Origin of the sequence: Micromonospora sp. NPDC048894, from assembly GCF_040649765.1 — a bacterium.
GTDB classification, from domain to species: domain Bacteria; phylum Actinomycetota; class Actinomycetes; order Mycobacteriales; family Micromonosporaceae; genus Micromonospora; species Micromonospora antibiotica.
Genome location: NZ_JBEZFY010000001.1, coordinates 565719 through 586611 on the forward strand (window position 1 = coordinate 565719; position 20893 = coordinate 586611).

At 72.1% G+C, this 20893-nt stretch carries 21 protein-coding genes and 1 tRNA gene; 15 read left to right on the forward strand and 7 right to left on the reverse strand.

Features of this window, described 5'->3' with window-relative positions:
* The first annotated feature begins 2 nt into the window (after nucleotides 1-2).
* A complete protein-coding gene (locus tag AB0C22_RS02665; RefSeq protein WP_219465974.1) occupies nucleotides 3-1034 on the forward strand; it encodes an NlpC/P60 family protein in 1032 nt (343 codons plus the stop codon).
* 63 nt (nucleotides 1035-1097) lie between these two features.
* Here the strand turns inward: AB0C22_RS02665 and AB0C22_RS02670 are convergent, their stop codons facing one another.
* Both AB0C22_RS02670 and AB0C22_RS02675 read right to left on the reverse strand, forming a co-directional pair.
* Nucleotides 1098-2021: a hypothetical protein gene (locus AB0C22_RS02670; RefSeq protein ID WP_357533090.1), complete on the reverse strand. Its 924-nt coding sequence runs from the start codon at nucleotides 2019-2021 to the stop codon at nucleotides 1098-1100.
* A gap of 57 nt (nucleotides 2022-2078) precedes the next feature.
* Nucleotides 2079-3386 carry a D-arabinono-1,4-lactone oxidase gene (locus AB0C22_RS02675; RefSeq protein ID WP_219465989.1) on the reverse strand — a complete coding sequence of 436 codons (1308 nt, stop codon included), beginning with the start codon at nucleotides 3384-3386 and terminating at the stop codon, nucleotides 2079-2081.
* 225 nt (nucleotides 3387-3611) lie between these two features.
* On the opposite strand from AB0C22_RS02675, the gene AB0C22_RS02680 reads away from it, so the two are divergent.
* Nucleotides 3612-4187, forward strand: a complete 576-nt coding sequence (locus AB0C22_RS02680) for a TetR/AcrR family transcriptional regulator (protein WP_208565565.1) — start codon at nucleotides 3612-3614, stop codon at nucleotides 4185-4187.
* A 59-nt stretch (nucleotides 4188-4246) separates the two neighbouring features.
* On the opposite strand, the gene AB0C22_RS02685 is transcribed toward AB0C22_RS02680, so the two are convergent.
* Entirely contained in the window at nucleotides 4247-5455 is a 1209-nt protein-coding gene (locus AB0C22_RS02685) for an amino acid deaminase/aldolase (protein ID WP_357533092.1), read from the reverse strand.
* 289 nt (nucleotides 5456-5744) lie between these two features.
* Between AB0C22_RS02685 and tmk the strand changes: the two genes are divergently transcribed.
* The 6 genes from tmk to ricT all read left to right on the forward strand — a co-directional run bounded on the left by tmk (nucleotide 5745) and on the right by ricT (nucleotide 11475).
* A complete protein-coding gene (gene tmk / locus AB0C22_RS02690) occupies nucleotides 5745-7847 on the forward strand; it encodes a dTMP kinase (RefSeq protein ID WP_357533094.1) in 2103 nt (700 codons plus the stop codon).
* Nucleotides 7847-9130, forward strand: coding sequence for a DNA polymerase III subunit delta' (locus AB0C22_RS02695; protein WP_208565568.1), 1284 nt, complete (start codon nucleotides 7847-7849; stop codon nucleotides 9128-9130). The genes tmk and AB0C22_RS02695 overlap by 1 nt, the downstream gene beginning before the upstream one ends.
* A gap of 107 nt (nucleotides 9131-9237) precedes the next feature.
* The gene (locus AB0C22_RS02700; RefSeq protein ID WP_219465994.1) at nucleotides 9238-9567 is read left to right on the forward strand and encodes a YbaB/EbfC family nucleoid-associated protein; all 330 of its coding nucleotides are present in this window, start codon (nucleotides 9238-9240) and stop codon (nucleotides 9565-9567) included.
* 1 nt (nucleotide 9568) lies between these two features.
* Nucleotides 9569-9874 carry a hypothetical protein gene (locus tag AB0C22_RS02705; RefSeq protein WP_219465995.1) on the forward strand — a complete coding sequence of 102 codons (306 nt, stop codon included), beginning with the start codon at nucleotides 9569-9571 and terminating at the stop codon, nucleotides 9872-9874.
* Nucleotides 9874-10533 carry a hypothetical protein gene (locus AB0C22_RS02710; RefSeq protein WP_357533097.1) on the forward strand — a complete coding sequence of 220 codons (660 nt, stop codon included), beginning with the start codon at nucleotides 9874-9876 and terminating at the stop codon, nucleotides 10531-10533. The genes AB0C22_RS02705 and AB0C22_RS02710 overlap by 1 nt, the downstream gene beginning before the upstream one ends.
* Nucleotides 10534-10614: 81 nt before the next feature.
* Nucleotides 10615-11475: a regulatory iron-sulfur-containing complex subunit RicT gene (ricT, locus tag AB0C22_RS02715; protein WP_219465998.1), complete on the forward strand. Its 861-nt coding sequence runs from the start codon at nucleotides 10615-10617 to the stop codon at nucleotides 11473-11475.
* 58 nt (nucleotides 11476-11533) lie between these two features.
* Here ricT and AB0C22_RS02720 read toward each other — a convergent pair whose 3' ends face one another.
* Nucleotides 11534-11902 (reverse strand): VOC family protein, encoded by a 369-nt coding sequence (locus AB0C22_RS02720; RefSeq protein ID WP_219466000.1) that lies wholly within the window; start codon nucleotides 11900-11902, stop codon nucleotides 11534-11536.
* A 62-nt stretch (nucleotides 11903-11964) separates the two neighbouring features.
* On the opposite strand from AB0C22_RS02720, the gene AB0C22_RS02725 reads away from it, so the two are divergent.
* Nucleotides 11965-12444, forward strand: coding sequence for a MarR family transcriptional regulator (locus AB0C22_RS02725; RefSeq protein ID WP_219466002.1), 480 nt, complete (start codon nucleotides 11965-11967; stop codon nucleotides 12442-12444).
* 115 nt (nucleotides 12445-12559) lie between these two features.
* On the opposite strand, the gene AB0C22_RS02730 is transcribed toward AB0C22_RS02725, so the two are convergent.
* Entirely contained in the window at nucleotides 12560-14419 is a 1860-nt protein-coding gene (locus AB0C22_RS02730) for a metallophosphoesterase (protein ID WP_308290985.1), read from the reverse strand.
* A gap of 112 nt (nucleotides 14420-14531) precedes the next feature.
* On the opposite strand from AB0C22_RS02730, the gene AB0C22_RS02735 reads away from it, so the two are divergent.
* The 6 genes from AB0C22_RS02735 to AB0C22_RS02760 all read left to right on the forward strand — a co-directional run bounded on the left by AB0C22_RS02735 (nucleotide 14532) and on the right by AB0C22_RS02760 (nucleotide 19788).
* Nucleotides 14532-14605 (forward strand) — tRNA-Thr (locus tag AB0C22_RS02735).
* An 895-nt stretch (nucleotides 14606-15500) separates the two neighbouring features.
* Nucleotides 15501-17048 carry a hypothetical protein gene (locus AB0C22_RS02740; RefSeq protein WP_357533101.1) on the forward strand — a complete coding sequence of 516 codons (1548 nt, stop codon included), beginning with the start codon at nucleotides 15501-15503 and terminating at the stop codon, nucleotides 17046-17048.
* Between the two features lie 97 nt (nucleotides 17049-17145).
* On the forward strand, nucleotides 17146-17520 hold the full coding sequence (locus AB0C22_RS02745; RefSeq protein WP_357533103.1) for a hypothetical protein: 375 nt from the start codon (nucleotides 17146-17148) through the stop codon (nucleotides 17518-17520).
* Between the two features lie 415 nt (nucleotides 17521-17935).
* Nucleotides 17936-18655 carry a hypothetical protein gene (locus AB0C22_RS02750; RefSeq protein WP_357533105.1) on the forward strand — a complete coding sequence of 240 codons (720 nt, stop codon included), beginning with the start codon at nucleotides 17936-17938 and terminating at the stop codon, nucleotides 18653-18655.
* Nucleotides 18656-18775: 120 nt separating this feature from the next.
* Nucleotides 18776-19294 (forward strand): SigE family RNA polymerase sigma factor, encoded by a 519-nt coding sequence (locus AB0C22_RS02755; RefSeq protein ID WP_219466008.1) that lies wholly within the window; start codon nucleotides 18776-18778, stop codon nucleotides 19292-19294.
* Nucleotides 19294-19788, forward strand: a complete 495-nt coding sequence (locus AB0C22_RS02760) for a hypothetical protein (protein WP_219466010.1) — start codon at nucleotides 19294-19296, stop codon at nucleotides 19786-19788. The genes AB0C22_RS02755 and AB0C22_RS02760 overlap by 1 nt, the downstream gene beginning before the upstream one ends.
* Nucleotides 19789-19843: 55 nt before the next feature.
* On the opposite strand, the gene AB0C22_RS02765 is transcribed toward AB0C22_RS02760, so the two are convergent.
* Nucleotides 19844-20206, reverse strand: a complete 363-nt coding sequence (locus AB0C22_RS02765) for a hypothetical protein (protein WP_208565579.1) — start codon at nucleotides 20204-20206, stop codon at nucleotides 19844-19846.
* 56 nt (nucleotides 20207-20262) lie between these two features.
* Nucleotides 20263-20811: an SRPBCC family protein gene (locus tag AB0C22_RS02770; RefSeq protein ID WP_357533107.1), complete on the reverse strand. Its 549-nt coding sequence runs from the start codon at nucleotides 20809-20811 to the stop codon at nucleotides 20263-20265.
* Between the last annotated feature and the right edge of the window lie 82 nt (nucleotides 20812-20893).

Below are 20893 nucleotides of genomic sequence, written 5' to 3' on the forward strand. Positions count from 1 at the left end.
CCGTGTCACAGAGCAGGAACGGGATCTGGGCGACGCTGGCCGTCGTCCTGATCGCCGCGGGTGTGATCGTCGTCGTGGCGCTCCGTCCCGACCGGTCCGCGTCGACCGCCCCGCCGGGCAGCGCGGCCGGCCCGGGCGCGGCGTCGGTCGAGTCCGCCGAGCTGACCTTCACCCGGCTGGGCAAACCGTCGCGGACCCAGGTCCGCGACGCGGCCGGGCGGGTGCTGGCGGTGTTCACCGACAAGGCCCGCACGGTACGCGTCGCCGGCCCCGAGCGGACCTTCACCGAGCCCCGCTTCACGAAGTCGTCGGTGACCACCGACGCCTGGATCCGGCTCGCCCCGACCCCGTGGAAGGCCGGTGAGGAGAAGGCGGCATGGTTCCGGCCGTGGCTGGACAAGGCGGTGGGGGACGACAGCCCGGACGCCCTCGCCATCGCGATGGACTACCTGGACGACGCGCCCGCCCGTAAGGACGCCAAGGGCCGCCAGTTCGCCGGTGACGCCTCCTTCGGCCCACTCTCGGCGGCGGACCCGGACGGTCGTGCCGAGAACTCCGACTTCTACGACTACCTCGGTGTGGAGTGGGACTTCCCGGACGGCAAGCACGAGCGGCCGGCCAAGGACCACTTCCGCAGCCTGGACTGCTCGGGTTTCATCCGGATGGTCTACGGCTACCGGATGAAGTACCCGTTGCGGGGCACCAACACCAAGGGTGCCGGACTGCCCCGCCGGGCGTACGCGATGGCCGGTTTCGGCCCCGGCGCGTTGCTGATCCCGAACACCGGTCGGGCGGCCCGGGACTACGGCGTCCTCCAGGAGGGTGACCTGGTCTTCTTCAACCACGGGGCGAACGCCGGCCCGAGCATCGAGCACTCCGGCATCTATCTCGGTGTCGACGATGCCGGTCACCACCGGTTCTTCTCCAGCCGGGTCAAGGCGGACGGTCCGACGTTCGGTGACTTCGGCGGTGAGTCGCTGCTGGACGGGCCGGGCTACTGGTCGGGCCGGTTCCTGTCGGCACGCCGGGTCTGACCCCGGCCGGCCGGCAACGCGGGGGTGGCGTTCTCGGGTGCCGGGGCTGCGGGCCGGTGGGTGTCAGCGGCGGGGAAGGTCGGCGGCCACCAGTGCCGCCACCAGGTCCGCCCGACGGTCCTCGGCACGGCGTACCGCCCAGGTGATCTCCAGATGGACGAAGACCGCGCCCTGCTTGCGGGCCGCCTCGGCCTGGGTGTTGGTGGTGCCCTCCAACTCACCGCACCTGCTGGTCCAGGCCCGGCAGGCGACGAAGCCGGCGGTGTCCAGCGCGTCGGCCGTGCGGCGCAGGGCGGGGGTGGAGCGCTTCTGCCCGTTGGAGACCACCATCTCCTCGCCGGGGAGGCTCTGCTCGGCGAAGCCGTGCAGTTGGATCTGGTTGATCCGGTTGCGGGCGAACCGCTCGCTGGCCAGTTGGAACAGGCCCTGGGAGTTGTGCGCCGCGTCCGCCCGCCCGTCGCCGGCCCGGCGGTGTGCGCCGGCGACCAGCATGATGCTGCCCGGCGTCGCCCGGAACAGCCGCAGTCCGATGTCCTCCGTGTGCAGGTCCGAGTTGGGGTGGGGCACCTCGACGGCGAGCCGTACCGGCTGGGACAGGTCCACCATGATCAGGCCCCAGGGCCGCTCCGCGCCGGCCCCGGTGACGAACAGCGCGTAGTCGCGCCCGGTCTGCGGATCGCGGCCCCTGCTGGCGGTGAAGCCCAGCTTGGCCAGCAGCCCGCTCGCCTCCGGCAGCCCCGACTGGTCCCCGGTCACCAACAGTGTCACCGCCCGACGGGCCGTCTGCCGTTCCGTCGGGTCCGGGTCGCGGTAGGGATCGGTCGGCTTGAGCCGGCTGACGAAGTCGGTCACCACCGTGTCCGGGGCTGCCGGGGCGGGCGGGGCGGCGGTGGGCTCGTCGGGTGGCTCGCCACACGCGACGAGCCACAGCGACAGGGCCGCGCAGCACGCCAGGAGACCGTTACGGCGGGTGGAGATTCGGGGCATCGCAGGCAGGCTACCGTGCCGTTCCCGCCGTCGTCGTCACCCCTGGCGGCGGGTGGGTCACTCGCCGAGGATGTGGTCGAGGTGGGGGTTGGTGAGGACCCGGCCGGGGTCGAGTCGGGCGCGGAGGTCCTGGAAGTCGGCGAATCTCGGGTACGCGGTCGCCAGGGACGCCGCGTCCCGGTAGTGCAGCTTGCCCCAGTGGGGTCGGCCGCCCAGCCCGGCAGCGACCTCCTCGAAGGCCCGGAAGTACGGCTCGTACGGCATGCCGACGTACTGGTGGACGGCGAGGTAGGCCGAGTCACGCCCGTAGCCGTGGGACAGCCAGATGTCGTCGGCGGCGGTGAACCGCACCTCGACCGGGAAGAGCACCTTGAACGGCAGCCGGTCGACGATGCGGCGCAGCTCCGCCAGCGCCTGCGGCAGGGCGGCGCGCGGGATGCCGTACTCCATCTCGACGAAGCGGACCCGGCGCGGGGTGCAGAAGACGGTGTCGGAGCGGCCGGTGTAGGTGCGCTCGGTCAGTGCCCGCGCGGACACCGCGCTGATGGTGGGGACCAGCGGCGGCACGGCGCGGCCCAGCCGGCAGGCCCCGGCGAAGACCGTGTTGGCGAGGAGTTCGTCGTCCAGCCAGCCCCGCCAGCGCGGCAGCGGCCGGTCGTCGGCCGGCACCCGGTCGTTGGTCTTGAGCTGCACCCGGTCGGTGTACGGGAACCAGTAGAACTCGACGTGGTCGTGCCGGCCGATGAGACCGGACAGGTCGCCCAGCACCTCGTCGAGCGGGGCGGGGCGTTCGTGTGCGCGCAGGGTGAACGCGTCGACGCAGCGCAGGGTGACCTCGGCGAGCACGCCGAGCGCTCCCAGGCCGACCCGGGCGGCGGCGAAGATCTCCGGGTGTTCCTCGGCCGAGCAGCGCAGCACCTCGCCGGTGCCGGTGACCAGGGTGAGCGCCTCGACGAAGGTGGACAGGCAGCCGTACGCGGCACCGGTGCCGTGGGTGCCGGTGGAGATCGCCCCGGCGATGGTCTGCGCGTCGATGTCGCCCAGGTTGGGCATGGCCAGGCCGTGCCCGGCGAGCAGCGCGTTGAGCGCCCGCAGGGTGGTCCCGGCGGGGACGGTGACCAGTCGGGCCGCCCGGTCGACCCGGACTTCGGTCCGCAGGGCGGACAGCTCCATCCGCCGCCCGTCGGACACGGCGATGGGGGTGAACGAGTGGCCGCTGCCGACCACTCTGATCCGCTCACCTGCGCCCGCCACGTCCAGGACCGCCTCGGCTATGTCCTCGACGGTGGTAGGGCGCAGGATGGCGGTGGCGACGCTGTGTTGGTTGCCCGCCCAGTTGGACCAGGCGGTGGCGGTACCGGCCATCGGCGCTCCTCGACATGAATGTGAACTGCCTTCATATCAGGAACGTTGTGCCTGGTAAATACCGCAATCGAGGTCCGCTCGTTGTACCGGTAGTCACGGTCTCGTGACATGTGGATATGTTCTTCCGTCGAAGGGGGGTGGCGTCGAGTGTCCACACCAGCCGCCACGACCGGGCCGCTGCGCCGCGTTCCGGTGCAGGGTCGAAGTGTCGCGCGCGTCCAACGGATGTTGGACGCCTGTGCCGAACTCGTCGACGAGGTGGGGTACGAGGGGTTGACCACCACGTTGCTCGCCGAGCGGGCCGAGGTGGCGATCGGGTCGGTCTACCAGTTCTTCCCGGACAAGCGGGCGATCGTGCAGGCGTTGACCCTGCGCACCATGGAGTCCTACCTCCAGCGCCTCGACGAGCGGTTCGCCTCCGACGACCTGACCCACTGGTGGGACGGCGTCGACGCGGGCATCGACGAGTACATCTCGATGCACCGCACCGTCCCGGGGTTCCGCACCCTGCACTTCGGCGACGTCGTCGACCTGCACCTGCTCGACGAGCAGCGGGACAACAACGGCGTGATCGCCGACCAGTTGGCCCGGGTGCTCACCGAACGGTTCGGCATGGTCGACGAGCCGCGCCTGCGGTTCTGCCTGGAGATCGCCGTCGAGGCCGCGGACGCCCTGATCAAGCTGGCGTTCCGCCGCAAGCAGGAGGGCGACGAGCGGGTCCTGGCCGAGGCCAAGGCGCTCATCCGCGAATACCTGCACCGGCACGTCGAGGCCCCCACCCCGCCCGTCGCCCAGCCCTGACCGCCCCGCCCGCCGCGGACCGGGGAACGGCCCGGCGTCGGGCGAGGGGCGCGCGACGGTCAGAGGAAGGCGTGGCCCTCCCCCCGGTAGGTGGGCACCGTGGCGACGACCGTGTCGCCGTCGACCAGGTGCAGCTCGTTGACCCGCTCGCAGAGTTCACCCGCCTTGGCGTGCCGGAACCACACCCGGTCGCCGATCCGCAGCCCGGCTGCGGCGGCACCGGTCAGCGGGGTCTGTACCTCGCCCGCGCCCTCGCTGCCGACCAGCGCCAGCCCGGCCGGCAGCCACGGCCGGGGCAGCCGGCTCGTGGCGGCGGGTCCGGAGGCGATCCAGCCCCCGCCCAGCACGGTGGCGATCTCCGGCGTCGGCCGGCGGACCACCGTGCAGGCGAAGAACGCCGCCGGGGTCGGCCGCCAGGCCCGGTAGGCGTCGAACAGCGTCGGCCCGTACAGCCCCGATCCGGCGGTGACCTCGGTGACCGCGGGGTCGGCGCTGGTGGCGGCCACGCTGCCGGTGCCGCCGCCGTTGACGAACTCCAGGTCGGCGTGTTCCCGGACGGCGGCGACCGCCGCACCCCGGCGGGCCAGCAGCTCCCGGTACGACCCGCGCTGGGCGATCCGGATCGCGGCGCTGAGCGCGGCCTGTCCGGGCGGGGCGTCCCCGAGGCCGGCGATCTGTGCCTCGTACGACATCAGGCCGACCAGCCGGAAGCCGGGTCGGCGGGCGACGGCGGCGGCCAGCGCGCCGGCCGCCCGGGCGCTGTGCACCGGCGAGCGGCGTACTCCGACGTGCACCCGCCCGCGCAGCGGTCGCCAGGAGGCGTCCAGGTCGAGGCAGACCCGCAGCTCGGGGCGGCTGCCCGGTGGGCACACGACGTCGATCAGGTCCAGTTGCTCGGTGCTGTCGATCATGAGGGTGACCGCCGCGACGAGCTGCGGGTCGGCGGCCAGCTCGGCGAGCGCCCCCCGGTCGGCGCTCGGGTACGCCACCAGCGCGTCGTCGGTGACACCGGAGCGGACCAGCCAGTTCGCCTCGGGAACGGTGAACGCCATCACACCGGACCAGCCGGGTTGCCGCAGCGCCCGGGTGAGCAGGTCGCGGGCCCGGATCGACTTGCTGGCGGCGCGGACCGGTTTGCCCGCGCTGCGGGCGGCCAGCGCGGCGGCGTTGGCGTCGTAGGCGGTGAGGTCCACCACGGCGTAGGGCGGGTCGAGGTGGGCGGTCGCCTTGTCGAGGCGTTCGCGCAGGGTGTCGCTGTCGATGGCCACGAATGCACGCTAACTGTCCGGACGGCAATGCGAAATACCCTCACGTCCTACCGGGCTGCGGTCGGTGGCGTTCGCGGCCTAGGCTCGGCGAGCAGGAGAATGTCGCCGGTGGGGAGGCCCCCACCGGGTCTAGAGTGTTCCACCGGGACTGCCCAGCGTTGGGCCGGCACGTGGAGGTACGGCCATCGAAAGCCAGCAGCACGGCGAGTCGTCCGGCGCGTCGTCATCCGGCCCACCGCCCGGCGGCACCGCCCCGACCGACCGGTCCGGTGCGGCGGCGATCCGTTCCGTGCTGCGCATCAGGCCGTTCCGGCGGCTCTGGATCGTCCTCGGCGCGGCCTCCTTCGGCGACTGGCTCGGCCTGCTCGCCACCTCGGTCTTCGCCGCCGCGCAGGTGTCCGGCAGCACCGCCCAGGGCGCCGTGTTCGGTGGCGTGATCGCGATCCGGCTGCTCCCGGCGCTGGTGCTCGGGCCGGTGGCCGGCGTGCTCGCCGACCGGTTCGACAGGCGCTGGACGATGGTCATCTGCGACCTGCTGCGGTTCGTGCTCTTCGCCTCGATCCCGCTGGTCGCGCTGCTCGGCGTCCGGGGCGGCGTGGTCGTCACCTGGGCGGCGATCGCCACCTTCCTCATCGAGTCGATCACCCTGCTCTGGATTCCGGCCAAGGAGGCCGCGGTCCCCAACCTCATCCCGCGCGCCCGGCTGGAGACGGCCAACCAGCTCACCCTGATCACCACGTACGGCCTGACCCCGGTCGCCGCCGCGATCGGACTGGCGGTGCTGGACCGCAGCGTGCGGGGGATCACCGGCGGGGAGATGCCCGGCTGGGCCGAGCCGGCCCAGCTCGCCCTCTGGTTCAACGCCTTCTCCCGGCTGGCCACCGCGCTGGTGGTGGCCTTCGGCATCAAGGAGATCAGCCAGGCCCAGGCCCGGGAGCGGGGTGAGCGCGCCGAGCAGGGCATGTTCAGCCAGTTCACCGAGGGCTGGAAGTTCATCGGCCAGACCCCGCTGGTCCGGGGCCTGGTGCTGGGGATCTTCGGCGCGTTCGCCGGCGGCGGCATCGTGATCGGCACCGCCAAGTTCTTCGCCGCCTCGCTGGGCGCCGGCGACGCCGCCTTCTACATGCTGTTCGGCGCGATCTTCATCGGGCTGGCGGTCGGCATCGGGCTCGGCCCGATGATCGTGCGGGACATGTCCCGCCGCCGCTGGTTCGGCATGAGCATCGTGCTGGCCAGCGCGTCCGTGCTGGTGCTGGCCTTCGCCATCCACCTGTCGATGGCCATCCTCGGCGCGATCATGGTCGGCGCGGGCGCCGGCATGGCCTTCCTCGCCGGCACCACGCTGCTCGGCGGCGAGGTCGCCGACGAGGTACGCGGCCGGGTCTTCGCCGTGGTGCAGATCGGCACCCGGCTGGTGCTGATCCTGGCCATCGCGCTGAGCAGCCTGCTGGTCGGGGTCGGCGGCTCACGCCAGCTGACCATCGCCGACCTCGGCATCTCGGTCTCGTCCACCCGACTGCTGCTGCTCGCCGCCGGCCTGGCCGGCATCTTCGCCGGGATCAGCGCGTTCGGCCAGATGGACGACAAGAAGGGCGTGCCGGTCCTGGCCGACCTGTGGGGTTCGATGCGCGGCCGGCCACTGATGCCGGCCGAGCCGTTCGTCTCCAACGGGCTCTTCGTGGTCTTCGAGGGCGGCGAGGGGGCCGGTAAGTCCACCCAGCTGGAAACGCTCGCCACCCGCCTGCGTGAGCAGGGCCGCGACGTGGTGGTGACCCGCGAGCCGGGTGCCACGGCCGTGGGTGAGCGGATCCGGGCCCTGGTGCTGGAGGACTCCGGCGCGGACGCGCCGTCCCCGCGCGCCGAGGCGCTGCTGTACGCCGCCGACCGGGCCCACCACGTCGCCACCGTGGTCCGGCCCGCCCTGATCCGGGGTGCGGTGGTGATCAGCGACCGGTACGTCGACTCGTCCCTGGCCTACCAGGGCGCCGGTCGTACGCTGCCGGTCGACGAGGTCTCCTGGCTCTCCTCGTGGGCCACCGGCGGGCTCAAGCCCGACCTGGTGGTGCTGCTCGACGTCGACCCGCGCACCGGCCTGTCCCGGGCGGCGGCCCGCAACCGGGGGACCGACCGGCTGGAGGCGGAGTCGGTCGCCTTCCACGAGCGGGTCCGGTACGCCTTCCTCGACCTCGCGGCCAACGACCCGAAGCGTTACCTGGTGCTCGACGCGGCCCGCCCGGTCGACGAGATCGCCCGCCTGGTCGCCCGCCGGGTGCAGGAGCTGCTGGTGGACCCGGCCGGCATCGTGCACCCCCGCCCGGCGCACGGGCCGGACACCTCGGTGCAGCCCGAGTTATCCGACTCTGAGCTGGTGGGGATGGAGCACCGCACCTGATGTCGGACGTCTTCGCCGACCTGGTCGGTCAGGCCGACGCGGTCGACACCCTGCGCCGGGCCGCCGCGTCGGCCGCCGCCGTGCTGCGCACCGCCCACCTGCCCACCCCCACCGGTGACCCGGACGACGACCTGGCCGCCCTGGCCGAGGCCGACGAGGGGGCCACCGCCGGGGGGACCCCCCCGCCCGTCGATCCGGCGGCCGGGATGACCCACGCCTGGATCTTCACCGGCCCGCCCGGCTCGGGTCGCTCGGTGGCCGCCCGCGCCTTCGCCGCCGCCCTCCAGTGCGTGCACGGCACCGGCTGCGGCAGCTGCCCCGGCTGCCACACCACGCTCACCGGCACCCACGCCGACGTCCGGCTGGTGGCCCCCGAAGGGCTCTCCATCGGCGTCGGCGAGATGCGCGCCCTGGTGCTGCGGGCGGCGAGCACCCCGTCCGGCGGACGCTGGCAGGTGGTGATCATCGAGGACGCCGACCGGCTCACCGAGGCGGCCGGCAACGCGTTGCTCAAGGCGGTCGAGGAGCCACCGCCCCGCACGGTCTTCCTGCTCTGCGCCCCGTCCACCCACCCGGAGGACGTCTCGGTGACGATCCGGTCGCGCTGTCGGGTCGTACCGCTGCGGCAGCCCTCGGCGGCGGCGGTCGCCGAGGTGCTGGTCCGGCGGGACGGCGTCACGCCCGACGTGGCGCAGTGGGCCGCCGCCGCCGCGCAGGGGCACGTGGGGCGGGCCCGACGGTTGGCCCGCGATCCCGAGGCACGCCAGCGCCGGGACGCGGTGCTGGCGGTGCCGCGCCGGCTGACCGGGGTGGGCACCGCGCTCGACGCGGCGTCGGCGCTGATCGAGGCGGCCGAGGCGGAGGCGGCGGCTTCGGTGGCGGAATCCGATGCGGCCGAGCGGGCCGCGTTGCAGACCGCGCTGGGCGCGGGCGGCACCGGCCGGGGCGCGGCGGGCGCGACCCGTGGCTCCGCCGGCCAGCTCAAGGACCTGGAGAAGCGGCAGAAGTCCCGGGCCACCCGGGCCCAGCGGGACGCCCTGGACCGGGCCCTGGTGGACCTGGCCGGTTTCTACCGGGACGCGCTCACCTCGGCGTTGCGCGCGCCGGTCGCCCCGGTGCACACCGACACCGCGACGTTGGCCGAGGCGGGTGGGCAGAAATGGGCCCCCGAGGGCTCGCTGCGCCGGTTGGAGGCGGTGCTGGAGTGCCGGGCGGCGATCGAGGCGAACGTGAAACCCCGCATCGCCGTGGAGGCGATGATGCTCTCCCTCTGGCGCGGCTGACCCCCGTTTCCGCCCATCGACACGTGTTGACGGGGTGCGGTACGGTCCCGGTGGGCCGCAGTGATCGTGGTGGCACGCAGGGTGAGGTCTACCTGGGGGGAGATCGGATGCCGCGCGGCGAGATCGACGAGGCGTGGATCGAGGAGGCGGTGCGGCGGTACCGCCGGATCGAGTCCCTCCAGGCCGAGTTCGACCGGGCGGTCGACACCGTCGAGGTGACCGTCCGCTCGCCCGACGGGCTGGTCGAGGTGGTGGTGACCGCCGGGGGCCGGATCACCGACGTGCGTTTCCTCGGGCCGCTGCACAACCGCCACCCCCGGGACGTGGCCGGTTCGGTGCAGGCCGTCGTCACGGCCGCCGCCGACGCCGCCCAGTGGGCCCGGGAGAAGCTGCACAACGAGACCTTCACCGCCTACCGCCCGCTCGCGGGGGCCTGAGGTGGACGCCCTGCGCGCCCTCGCTGCCCGCCTCGACGAGGCCAGCGCCACCCTCGCCGCGCTCTCCCGCACGGTCACGGTGAGTGACCCGCCGCATCCGGCGTTCGGTGCGCACGCCGCCGGTCGTCCCGGTGAGGTCGGACGGGCCCTGCACCGGCAGTGGACCGCCGCCACCGACTGCCGGGCCCGCGAGGCGGGTGCCGCCGCCGCCCGGTTGGCCGCCGCCGCGTCGGCCGTCCGCAGCGCCGCCGACCGCTACGCCACCGCCGACGACGCCGCCCGCCGCCGGCTGGGCGGGGAGGCGTGATGGACCCGCTGGACCGCCTCGCCGAGCCGGGTCTCGACCTGCTCGCCCGGGTCGACACGCTGCTCGCCGCCGGGGCCCCCGAGGGGCACCCCGTCTGGCCGTTGCTGCGCCGGATGCAGCTGCTGCCGGGGGAGGCCCTGCGCGCCTTCCTCGACCTGCACCCCGCGCCACTGGCGACCGCCGGCCACGCCGTGCGCCGGCTCATCCGGGGGTACGACGACGCGTGCGCCGCCCTCACCGACCCGGGGATCTGGTCCGGCCCGGCCGGGTCGTCCTACGACGAGGCCCGTACCGCCCTGCTGCGCCATCTGGACGAGGGGCCGGAGAGCCTGGTGGGCCGCTTGGAGTCCACCGCCGGTTACGCCGACGCGTTGGCCGACTGGGTGGAGGGCAGCCGGTTGGCGGTGGCCCGGGTGCTGGCCGAGGTGCTCGGCTCCACCGAGGCGGTCCGGGTCCGGGCGGCGACCGCCTCCGGTGCCGGGCCCGCCGTCGGGTCCGGGGCGGCGGCCGAGATCGCCACCCGGGTGCTCGCGGTGCTCGGGGTGGCCTACGACGGGGCGGAGACGCTACTGCGCCAGTGGTCACCCAGCCTGGCCGAGTCGACCTGGCGGTCGGCCGGCGGTCCGTCGTACCACGGCGGCCCGCTGCGGATCGGCTGACCGTGACCGGGTCGACTCCCCGGCGGGATGCCCGCCCGCCGCACCCGACCGGGTCCCGCCGATCCGTCGTAGGCTGATGTCATGGGCATGCTCTGCGCGGTCAGCTTCAACCGGTACGGGCGGCTCTACTACCTCGACCCGGGGGAGTTCCGTCCGCAGGTCGGTGACCGGGTGCTCGTCCCCACCGACGACGGCCCCGAGGTGGCGGAGTGCGTCTGGGCGGCGCAGTGGGTCACCGAGGAGACCGACGGTTTCCCGAAGCTGGTCGGGCTGGCCGGCGACGACGACCTGCGCCGCGACGAGTTGCTGCGGCGGCGTAAGGCGGAGGCGAAGGTGGCGGCGAAGCGGCTGATCCGGGAGCACGGCCTGCCGATGAAGGTGGTCGCGGTGGACCACGTCCTCGCCGCCACCGAGGGCACCGGGGACCGGACGACGGTCTACTTCACCGCCCCGCACCGGGTGGACTTCCGCTCCCTGGTCCGGGACCTGGGTGCGACCCTGCACTGCCGGGTGGAGCTGCGGCAGCTCTCCGCCCGTGACTCCGCCCGGGTGCAGGGTGGCATCGGCTCCTGCGGCCGGGACCTGTGCTGCGCCACCTTCCTCAACGACTTCGAGCCGGTGACCATCCGGATGGCCAAGGACCAGGACCTCCCGTTGAACCCGCTGCGGATCTCCGGGGCCTGTGGCCGGCTGATGTGCTGCCTCAAGTACGAGCACCCGCTCTATGCCAGGTTCACCGAGTCCGCCCCGGCGGTCGGCAGCCGGGTCACCACACCCGAGGGGGAGGGCCGGGTGGTCGGCCACAGCGTCCCCCGGGACGCGGTGACCGTCCGGTTGGACGCCGACGGCTCGCGCTCCATGTGTTCCCGTGCCGACGTCTGCGGGTCCCGCAGCGCCTACGAGAGCCGTGACCTGTCCGGCCCGGAGGCGGCGACGCGCTGATCGACGTGCCCCGCGCCCCGTGCGTGTGCCCGGGCCGCTTACCGCCAGGGCCGGCACCTCAGGCGCGGTCGTGCAGGGTGACCTGGTAGCCGTCGGGGTCGGCGAAGGTGAACGTCCGGCCGAAGGGGCCGTCGACAGGTGCGGAGACGATGGTGTGCCCGTCGGTGACGAGCGCGTCGTGGATGGCCTGCACGTCCGTGGCGTGTAGCCAGATCGCGGCACCGATGCCGGGCTGGGCGACGGAGTCGAGATCGGTGCCGGTGACGACGTCGCGCAGGGCGAACGCGATCGGCTTGGTCGCGAAGACGACGGCGTGCGGGGGCCCGGCCGGCGAGCGGATGAGGCCGAGATAGTGCTCGTAGAACGCCTGTGAGGCGGCGAGGTCGCGTGCCTGGAGCGAGATGAAGTCGGGGCCGGTGACGGGCATGGTGGTACTCCTTCTTTCATGTCAGGTTCCTGACACGGCTCAACCTATGTCAGAATCCTGACATGAGTCAAGGTGATGCCGGCATCGACCTGAACACGTCCCTGGGCTACCTGCTGAAAGAGGCGTCGAGCGCCCTGCGGGCGGCGATGGAGGAGGTGCTCCGCCCGCTCGGGATGGGTGTGACGCACTACGCCTGCCTCGAACTGCTGGCGCAGCGACCGGGCCTGTCGAACTCCGAGCTCGCGCGGGGGGCGTTCGTGACCCGGCAGACGATGAACGTCCTGCTCCAGAACCTGGAACGGGAGGGCTACGTGACCAGGCCCGCCGAGGCTCCCGTGGGCAAGGCGCTGCCCGCGCGGCTCACGCCGAGCGGTCGACGCAGCCTGGACCAGGCGACCGCCGCCGTCCGCTCGGTCGAGGTCAGAATGCTCTCCGGCATGACCGGGGCCGAACGCTCAACCGCCTTCCACGCCCTCAAATCCATGATCCACTCCCTGACCTCCCCGCCCGCTCCGCCTCCACCCCCCTCTGATCGGGGTTGATCAAGAGGTTTACGTCAGTTTGATCGCGCCTGGTGACGCAAACCTCTTGATCAACATCGGCGGGCGGGCGGGGGGAGGGCGGCGGGCCGGCGGGTGGCGCGTGGTGGGTGGGGAGTCAGGTGAGGGTGATCGGGGGTTCGGCCAGGTGGGGGGTCAGCGGAGTGCGGGGGGTCAGCCAGGAGGCGGTGGGGGACTGGTCGGGGTTGAGCTGCCAGTCGTGGCAGACCCGGTCGACGGCGATCGGATAGACGGTCAGCGTGCCGTCCGGGTCGATGCGCATCCGCAGGAACGACTTCGAGTCCTCGATGCCCTGCCCGGCGAAGAGTTCGTTGACGTTGACCCCGAAGGTGCCCGCCACCAGCAGGTATGCGGCCACCACCTGGGTGGCGACCAGCCCGATCACCGGGCCGTAGACCACGGCGGCGGCGACTGCCGGCAGCGGCCACGGCCAGTGGTAGAACGGCAGGTGCAGCCAGACCCAGGTGCCGGCGACCGCGAGCGCCACGTGCGCCAGCCCGTGACCGATGCCGAGCAGCCAGTGCCGGACGTGCCGTTTCCCGCTGGCGCTGGGCGGCTGGGCGAAGAACGCCGCGCTGAGCAGCGTCACCGCCAACATGATCACCAGCGGGACGCTGAGCAGCCGCTGCTCGGTGCCGGTCCGGTTGGCCGCGACCCCGGCCATGGCGAGCATCAGCAGCGTGTGCAGGGTGCCGAGCAGGGTCCCGAAACCCGGGTTGCGCCGGGGCAGCCGGTGGAAGATCCCCCAGCCGTAGCGGCGGGAGCGGGCCGCGTCGGGGAACCGGGCCACCAGGTCGTACGCCCGGGTGCGGCTGGCCCGGCGGGACAGGGTGTCCTTCGGGGGCACCTCGATCCGCTCGGGCAGGGTGTGCGTCGGGTACAGGTACGCGCCGCCCCCGCCGCAGGTGATCAACTGTCGTTCCGGGCCGGCGTACCGGGCGTAGTGGTGCAGGTCGCCGGAGACCAGCAGCCGCACGTGCGCGCCGGTGGGCGCGATGATCGTCCGGACGAAGTAGTCGATCGAGTCGTACGCGGTGGGATGGTCGACGGACTTCACCCAGGTCGGTGCCGGCACCGCCAGGATCACCCGGGAGTCGGGGCCGAGCCGGCGGGCCACCTCGTCGAAGTACGACAGCTGCGGGTCGTCCAGGTAGGACCCCGACTGGTCGTCGAGGCCGAGCAGCCACCACCCGGCCGGCAGTTCCACCGCGAAGTACGACCGGGACTGGCCGGTGCCCCAGCCGCCGAAGTTGCGGTCCCGGGAGCGGACGAACAGCCGCAGGAACGCGGTCAGCCCGTCGTACCAGTCATGATTGCCGGGCACGGCGAACAGCGTCGGCCGCTGCGGCGGGGCCACCGGCAGCGCCGCCTGGTACGGCCCCTTGCACCGGTCCTCGTACGCCTCGTAGGCCGCCGACGGGTAGACCTGGTCGCCCCCCATCACCAGGGTCTGCGCCCGGGGCAGCCGGTGCCCGTCGACCGTCAGCTCCGGCTGGGCCAGCAGGTACGCCACCGAGTAGGTGGCGTCGAAGCCGTCGCCCAGGTCGGCCACGTAGTCCAGCCACAGCCCACCGTCCGGGCCGACCTGCGCGCCGATCCGCGCGTCGAGCGCGTTCTGCAACTCCCGTTTGTCGAGGTACGCCCCGAAGAGCATCGCCAGCAGGGTACGGATGCCGGTGCTGATCAACAGGAACGGCGCGAGCCAGGGGACCGGCTTACGGGGAGTGAAACCCAGCTCCACCGGATCGGTGCCCCGTGGCCTGCGGACGGCCCGCTCACCGGGAGCGTGCTCGGCGTCCGGATCGACGGTCGGGTGCGGTGCGGCGCGGTCCGCCGGGGCGTCGACGGGGGCGGGACCGGCCGAAGCACGGTCGTCGACGCTCTGTCCACCGCCGTCGGGGGTGGTGGGGCCGTCGGGAGTGGCGTGGCCGTCGGGGGTGACGTGGTCGTCGCTCACCGGAGCAGCCTAGTCGTCCCGCACGACACCGATGTCCCATGATGTCCGGGTCACCCGACGCCGGAACCCTCTCGGTTCCGTCGGGGACCGTACCGTATACTCGATGATCGTTGCCGCCTTAGCTCAGTCGGCTAGAGCGACGCACTCGTAATGCGTAGGTCGACGGTTCGATTCCGTCAGGCGGCTCAGAGAGCGGCCCTGATCGGCGAGTTCGCTGGTCAGGGCCGCATTATCATCGATGTAGTGTCGAACCGCCCCCGAAACCCCGCCGGCGAGGCGGCTGGATGCCGGTGCGGGCTCGTGCCGGAGCACCAGGTCGAGAAGGTCTTCTTCCCCACCGGGCAACCCGCAGACTGCAGTGGCCCCGGTCGGTATCAGCGCTGGCCAGGGCCGCATCTTCGTCGATACGGTTGTGAATCGCCCCTGAATCCCCCGCAAACGCCTACCGGTGATCGTCAGATCCCTGTATCTTCCGGTCCGTTTCGCCTCCCCCGGAAACCAGCCACCCATCGATTCGCTGCTGCGGCTTCACGCCGGTCCCCCCCCGCAGCCCGGGGCGCATGGTCGCCGGTCTCTGCCTGTTCTCGAAGCCATTCCCGGTGAAGGTGTGGGGCCGCTCCGGGTCGCGGTCCAGCCGGCCGGTGCCCCGGCACTGTAGTCAGCGCCTCGCGGGCAGCCGCATCTCGGGCTGCTGATTGCGCCGGACGAGGGAGCGAGCCGTCGACCAGGTGCTGCTCGCCGCGTTGGCCATCACCGTTCGCTGCGCCGAGCGCCAACAGCACCGCCAGCAGCGCCGTGACCACGGTCGCGAGCTGACGCCTGTCTATGCGCCTCATCCCCCCGCCTGGCAGCCGGAACTGTGCCTGCTGCTATGGCCGACGATATGGTGAAAACCGAGGGCATCGCTTCCGGTCGACATTCGGTCGAACGGTAACCGTCAGTCGAACTCGCCGCGCTCCTGGGCGCTGCGGATCCGCCGACGACACGTGCGGCAAAGCCGGTGCCCCTTTTCAATTCGTTTGGTCCTTGATTGACTTCTCCACCAGTCAGCATCCTCCCTCGGAAAGCAGCAGCCGCAGCGATGGCCGAAATTGTTTCGTATTCTGATCCGTTGCCGCAGCTCGCTACCCCTGGCGAACGCCTGGGATGGATCTTCAACGATCGGAACCTCTACCTGCGCCGCTATCCCGAACCGCCGCCACCACCCCGTCGGGTACCGGCTCACCTGTACGAGCGACTGATGCGGGCCGAACGGTGGGCCACGAAGGGGATCCTGATCTCGATCTGCGTGGGCTTCGGCCTGGCCGGCCTGCTGGTGTGCTGCGGCGGTGTCGTGTCCATGGGCAGCGCCGGCAGCGACGACGACGGCGGCGGTTGGGTGTACAGCTTCCTGGCCACCCTCGTGAGCATCGGCGGCATCGGCGGGGCGGTGATCGCCGGAATGGCGCCCTTGATCGCGCGCAGTTCGATCGAGACCGCCCGGCAGCAGGCCCAGCACGAGTACCACCAGGCGTACGCCGCGTGGGACGGGCGACGCCGGAGGCACGACATGCAGCAACGGCGGAAGGTCGACGCCATGTGCGAGTGGTCGGCCGTCACTCCGGCAGCGAGTACCCGACGGGTCGACATCATCGGGGGCACGATGTATGGCTGGGAAGCGGTGTTGACCGTGTTCGGTGGATCGTTGCTCGCCACCCGTGGCGGCATGACCCTGGTCGACTTCACCGGTGAGGCGCTCTGCGGCGAACTCATGCAGCTCGGCGTCACGACCGACCGCACCGTGCAGGAGTACCGGCTGCCGTCCCAGCTCGCCCAACTCGATCTGGTCGGTGGGCTGAAACCGGACGAGCTGGTCGATTGCCTGGTAGAGGCGATGTACGGCGATGCGCAGGGGCCCAGCCGGGCCGACCGGTCGCAGGACTCGATGCTGCTGCGCGAGCTGTGCGGTGTGCTGGCACCGAATCTCGGCATGGCTCGGCTGCTGGCCGCGCTGCGGGTGCTTACCGATCGGCCGGTGCAGGACGCGCTCACTCCGCAGGAGACCGCCCGACTGCTCGACCTCCGGTCGGGCGGCAGCCGTCGGCAGATGTACCAGCAGCTGCGCCGCATCGAGGCATTGCTGCATCCGTTGGAGGTGATGGGTGCCGAGCCGGGCGACGCCGGGAACGCCGATCTGACCTGTCTGATCGCCGACAGCGGCGGTCGTAACGCCCAGAACGAGTTGCTCAAGGACCTGCTGGTGCAGTGGTTGGCACGACGGGTGCTGCGCGAGTCCGCTCCGACGGGTTCCTTGGTGATCATCGGTGCGGACGAGGTGCATCACCGTTCGATCGAGATGCTCAGCACTCTCTGTGAGCGCCGGGGCATCCGGCTCGTGCTGTTCTTCGGCCATCTGCGGGAGGAGTCGCTGCGCACCATCGGCGGCGGCGAGGTCGCGCTGATGCGGCTCGACAATCACCAGGAGGCGACCCAGGCCGCGGACTTCATTGGCAAGGGACACCGGTTCGTGCTCAGCCAGCTCACTCGTACTCTGGGCGGCAACGACACACACGCTCGCCGATACGTACTCCGAGTCGGAGACCGAGGGCGGCTCCTCCGCCACCAGCCGCAGCGCACTGACGTTCAGTAGTCAGCGCGGTGCCAACTGGAGCAAGACCCGGAATTGGAGCCAGACCGAATCACTCGCAAAGGGCACCAATTGGAGCGACGCCCGATCGGTTCAGCGGGTGTATGAGTACACCGTTGAGCCGCAGGTGCTCCAGGACCTGCCCGAATACGCGATGATCCTGGTCAAGGCCGAGGGCCGGTGCTCGGTCGTGCAGGCGGTCGAGGTCGATCCGGCGATCATCACGCTTCCCCGGGTGTCGATGACACCGGTCGAACTGGAACCCTTGCCCGATGCCGTCGAGGCGGTCATCCCGGCCAGTCGGCAGCCCAGCCAGGTGACCGTGTCGTGGCCACAGCCGCTGGCGGCCCGGAGGACCAGCCCGCACCAGATCGCCGGGCAGGTCCTACCGGGCTGGGGAGCGGCACCCGCCAACCAGCCCCAGCAGGTGTACGGGCCGCAGCTGCGCCGGGGACCGTGGGGTGAGCCACGGTGACCGGCGTCGTCGGCCTACCACGCCGGCACGCCGCTGCTGCTCGGCTGGCACCGGGCAGCCGCCGCCCGGCCGGTCGAGGTGCTCGCGGCCGGCGGGCTCAGCGGTGAGCCGGACTCGCGCGGGTGGACCCCGCTGTCTTTGCCTCCGGGCGCGCTCGGGCCCCCGTACGCCGGCCCGGATCTGCTCGGGAAGCTGCGCTCGCTGCGGTTCTGGGCCCGGATGGCCGGGCTGGGCGACGGGCTCCTGGTTGACGATCGGACGCTGCGCGAGCGGGGGTAGGCCACGGTTCCGGCCCGGGGCGTACGGGTCGCCGGGAAAATTCTGAGAAAGAGTTCTGGGGGCGGCAACCTGCGGGCGGTGGATCGCATGTACCCGGATGTAAGCAACGATCGCCACGATCCATAGGGGTCCGAATATGTCCGCACGTCGTCTTCTGCTGCCCGCCGTCACCGTTCTGTTCGCCCTGACCGCCTGCGGCGCCACCGAGGAATCCGGTCCCGGTTCGACGGCGTCCGCTCCGGCGAGCGGCACCCCGAGCCCGACGTCCACGGTGAACATCACGACGGCCGGGGATGTCAAGAGTGCCGACTGTCCCTCCGCGAGCACCTTGCAGAAGTTGGTCGAGCTGCCGGCGGGGATGACCTTCGGCAAGGTCGAGTGTGTGAAGGACTGGGCGGGGGCCGCGCCGCAGGGTCCGAAGGCCGGTGACGGCGTCTACCTGTTCCACTACACCGCTGGTACGGGCTGGAAGTACTACGGCGAGGGCAGCGGTTACGACTGCAAGGACCTGGGTCTGACCGTGCCGGCCCCGTTCTGCATCTCGGATTCGGCGCCCGCGACGAAGAAGCCGACCACGAAGCCGGCAACGACGAAGCCGGCGACCACGAGTCCCTCGTGTCCTTCGGTGAATATGCTGGAATCCCTGGTCGAGCTGCCGAAGGGGATGACCTTCGGCAAGGTCGAGTGTGTGAAGGACTGGGCGGGGGCCGCGCCGCAGGGTCCGAAGGCCGGTGACGGCGTCTACCTGTTCCACCACACGGCTGGTACGGGCTGGAAGTACTACGGCGAGGGCAGCGGTTACGACTGCAAGGACCTGGGTCTGACCGTGCCGGCCCCGTTCTGCATCTCCGACTGACCAGAGTGGTCGCGGTTGCGCGCTGTGGCGCACACTGGCTACGGTGTGCGCCACAGTCAGCCGGCAGCACCACCGCCGCGCCCTGACAACCTGTGCGGCACCAGGGGGCACGAGCGGGGCATGGCGGAGTCGATCGACGACCAGTTCCGGGAGTTCGTGCAGACCCGCTCGCCGGCGTTGCTCCGGACGGCGTTCCTGCTGACCGGTGACCGTCACCTCGCCGAGGATCTGGTGCAGGACGCCCTGGCCCGTACGCATCGGGGCCGGCGGCGGCTGGGCGATCCGGGGCACTTCGAGGCGTACACCCGCACTGCGATGTACCACCAGCAGGTGAGCTGGTGGCGGCGACGCAGGGTGGCCGAGTCCCTGCCCGGGGAACTGGCCGACGTGGCGCAGCCCGGCAGCGACCACACCCACCGGACCGATCTCAAGCTGGCCCTGCACCAGGCTCTCGCCCAGCTCACCCAGCGGCAGCGCGCGGTGCTGGTGATCCGGTTCTTCGAGGACCGCAGCGAGGCCGAGGCCGCGCATCTGTTGCAGTGCTCGGTCGGCACGATCAAGAGTCAGACCAGTAAGGCACTGGCCCGGATGCGGCAGATCGCGCCCGAACTGCTCTCGGCCGTGTTGGAGGAGGCCTGATGACCGACAACCTCGGGCCGCTGCGTCAGGCCATGTCTGATCTGAGCGAGCACGGCGGCAGCGCCGACCTGTACGAGCGGACCCTGCGCCGGTCGCGGCAGACGCAGCGGCGGGCGACCATCGCCACCGGCGTCGCCGCCGCAACGGTGGTGTTCGCCATCGGCGGTACGGTCGCCTTCGTCGCCGGTCACCGGCCCGACGCGTCGACACCCGCAGCCGCCCCCAGTGGTGCCGGACCCGGTCAACCCGACTGTCCGTCGGTCGAAACCCTCGGCAGCCTGGTCGAACTGCCACCGGACTGGTCCTTCGCGTCCCCGCAGGTGCAGTGCGTGCAGACCTGGGCGACGGCCGACGTGAAGCGCCCGTCCGGCGGCGACATCCGCTACCTGTTCCACTACACGGCCGAGGTGGGCTGGCGGTACCAGGACCAGGGTGCCGGGTGGGACTGCAAGAAACTCGGCCTCACCCAGCCGGCGCCGTTCTGCACCTCCTGACCGCAGGCCCCCGGGGAACGCCCGGCCGGACCAGCGCGGGCGAACGGCTGCCCGGTCAGCGGGCACCGTGGCGTCTGCGCAGGGCGTGGTAGGCGACCGCGAGGGCGGTGCCGAGGACGACGATGACGACCTCGTGCCCGGGGTGGAGGTTCTTCGACAGGCTGGGGGCGCGGTCCGGGCCGATCGCCCAGAGCGCCAGACCCGCGCCGTAGGCCGCGCCGAGTGCGACGGCCCACCACCGTAGCGGGCGGAGGGCGTCGCGGCGCAGCACGGTGACCAGCGCGATCGCCACTGGGACGACGGCCACCATGGCGAACTGGACGGCGACGAGGACGGCGACCGCCCAGGCGCTGATGACGAGGGGTCGTGAGCGGGGCAGGGCACCCGGGTTCGCGAGCGCAGGCGGGGCATGGGACATGGTGGTTCCTTCCGGTGCGAGGGGTCGGGTGACGGGACGGCGTCCGGTGGGCGGGCTCAGGGGCGGGTCCGCCCGGCTTCCGCCTTCTCGGCGGCGGTCCTGAGGTCGGCCAGCCACGCCTGCAGCCCGTACCCGAGGTAGGTGGTGGAGGTTGCCACGTCGGCCTCGACCTGGGCGCCGGTCCAGGTCTCCTCGGTGCGGACCAGTACGCCGCCGGGGACCTCGGTGAAGGTCCAGACGTGGACGCCGTTGTCGATGTGGAGTCCGTCGCCGGTCCCCGGGCCGGCCCAGCGAATGCACCGGTAGGGCGTCAGCTGCGTGACGGTCGAGGTGATGGTCAGCGTCGTCGCCGGGGTCATCGGGGTTTCCGGGACCGGCGTGGTCCAGCGGAACGCCGACCCCGCGCGCAGGTCGCCGTCGTCGAGGCGGGCGACGGTGGTGACCGGGGCCTGCCAGGAGGGCCAGTTCTCGACGTCGGTCTGGAGGTGCCAGACGGTGTGCAGCGACGCGTCGATCAGCATCTCGGCGCGGTACCGGATGCGGGCCGTCGGGTCGACGCCCTGCCCGTCGCAGGCGATCACCGGCTGGTTCGTGGTCGATGCCATCTGACCCCACCTCTCTCACTTTGCGACGCCATGTCGCTTGAGTTAGACCGTATAACTTCAGGGAACTTCGGTCAATAGCGGA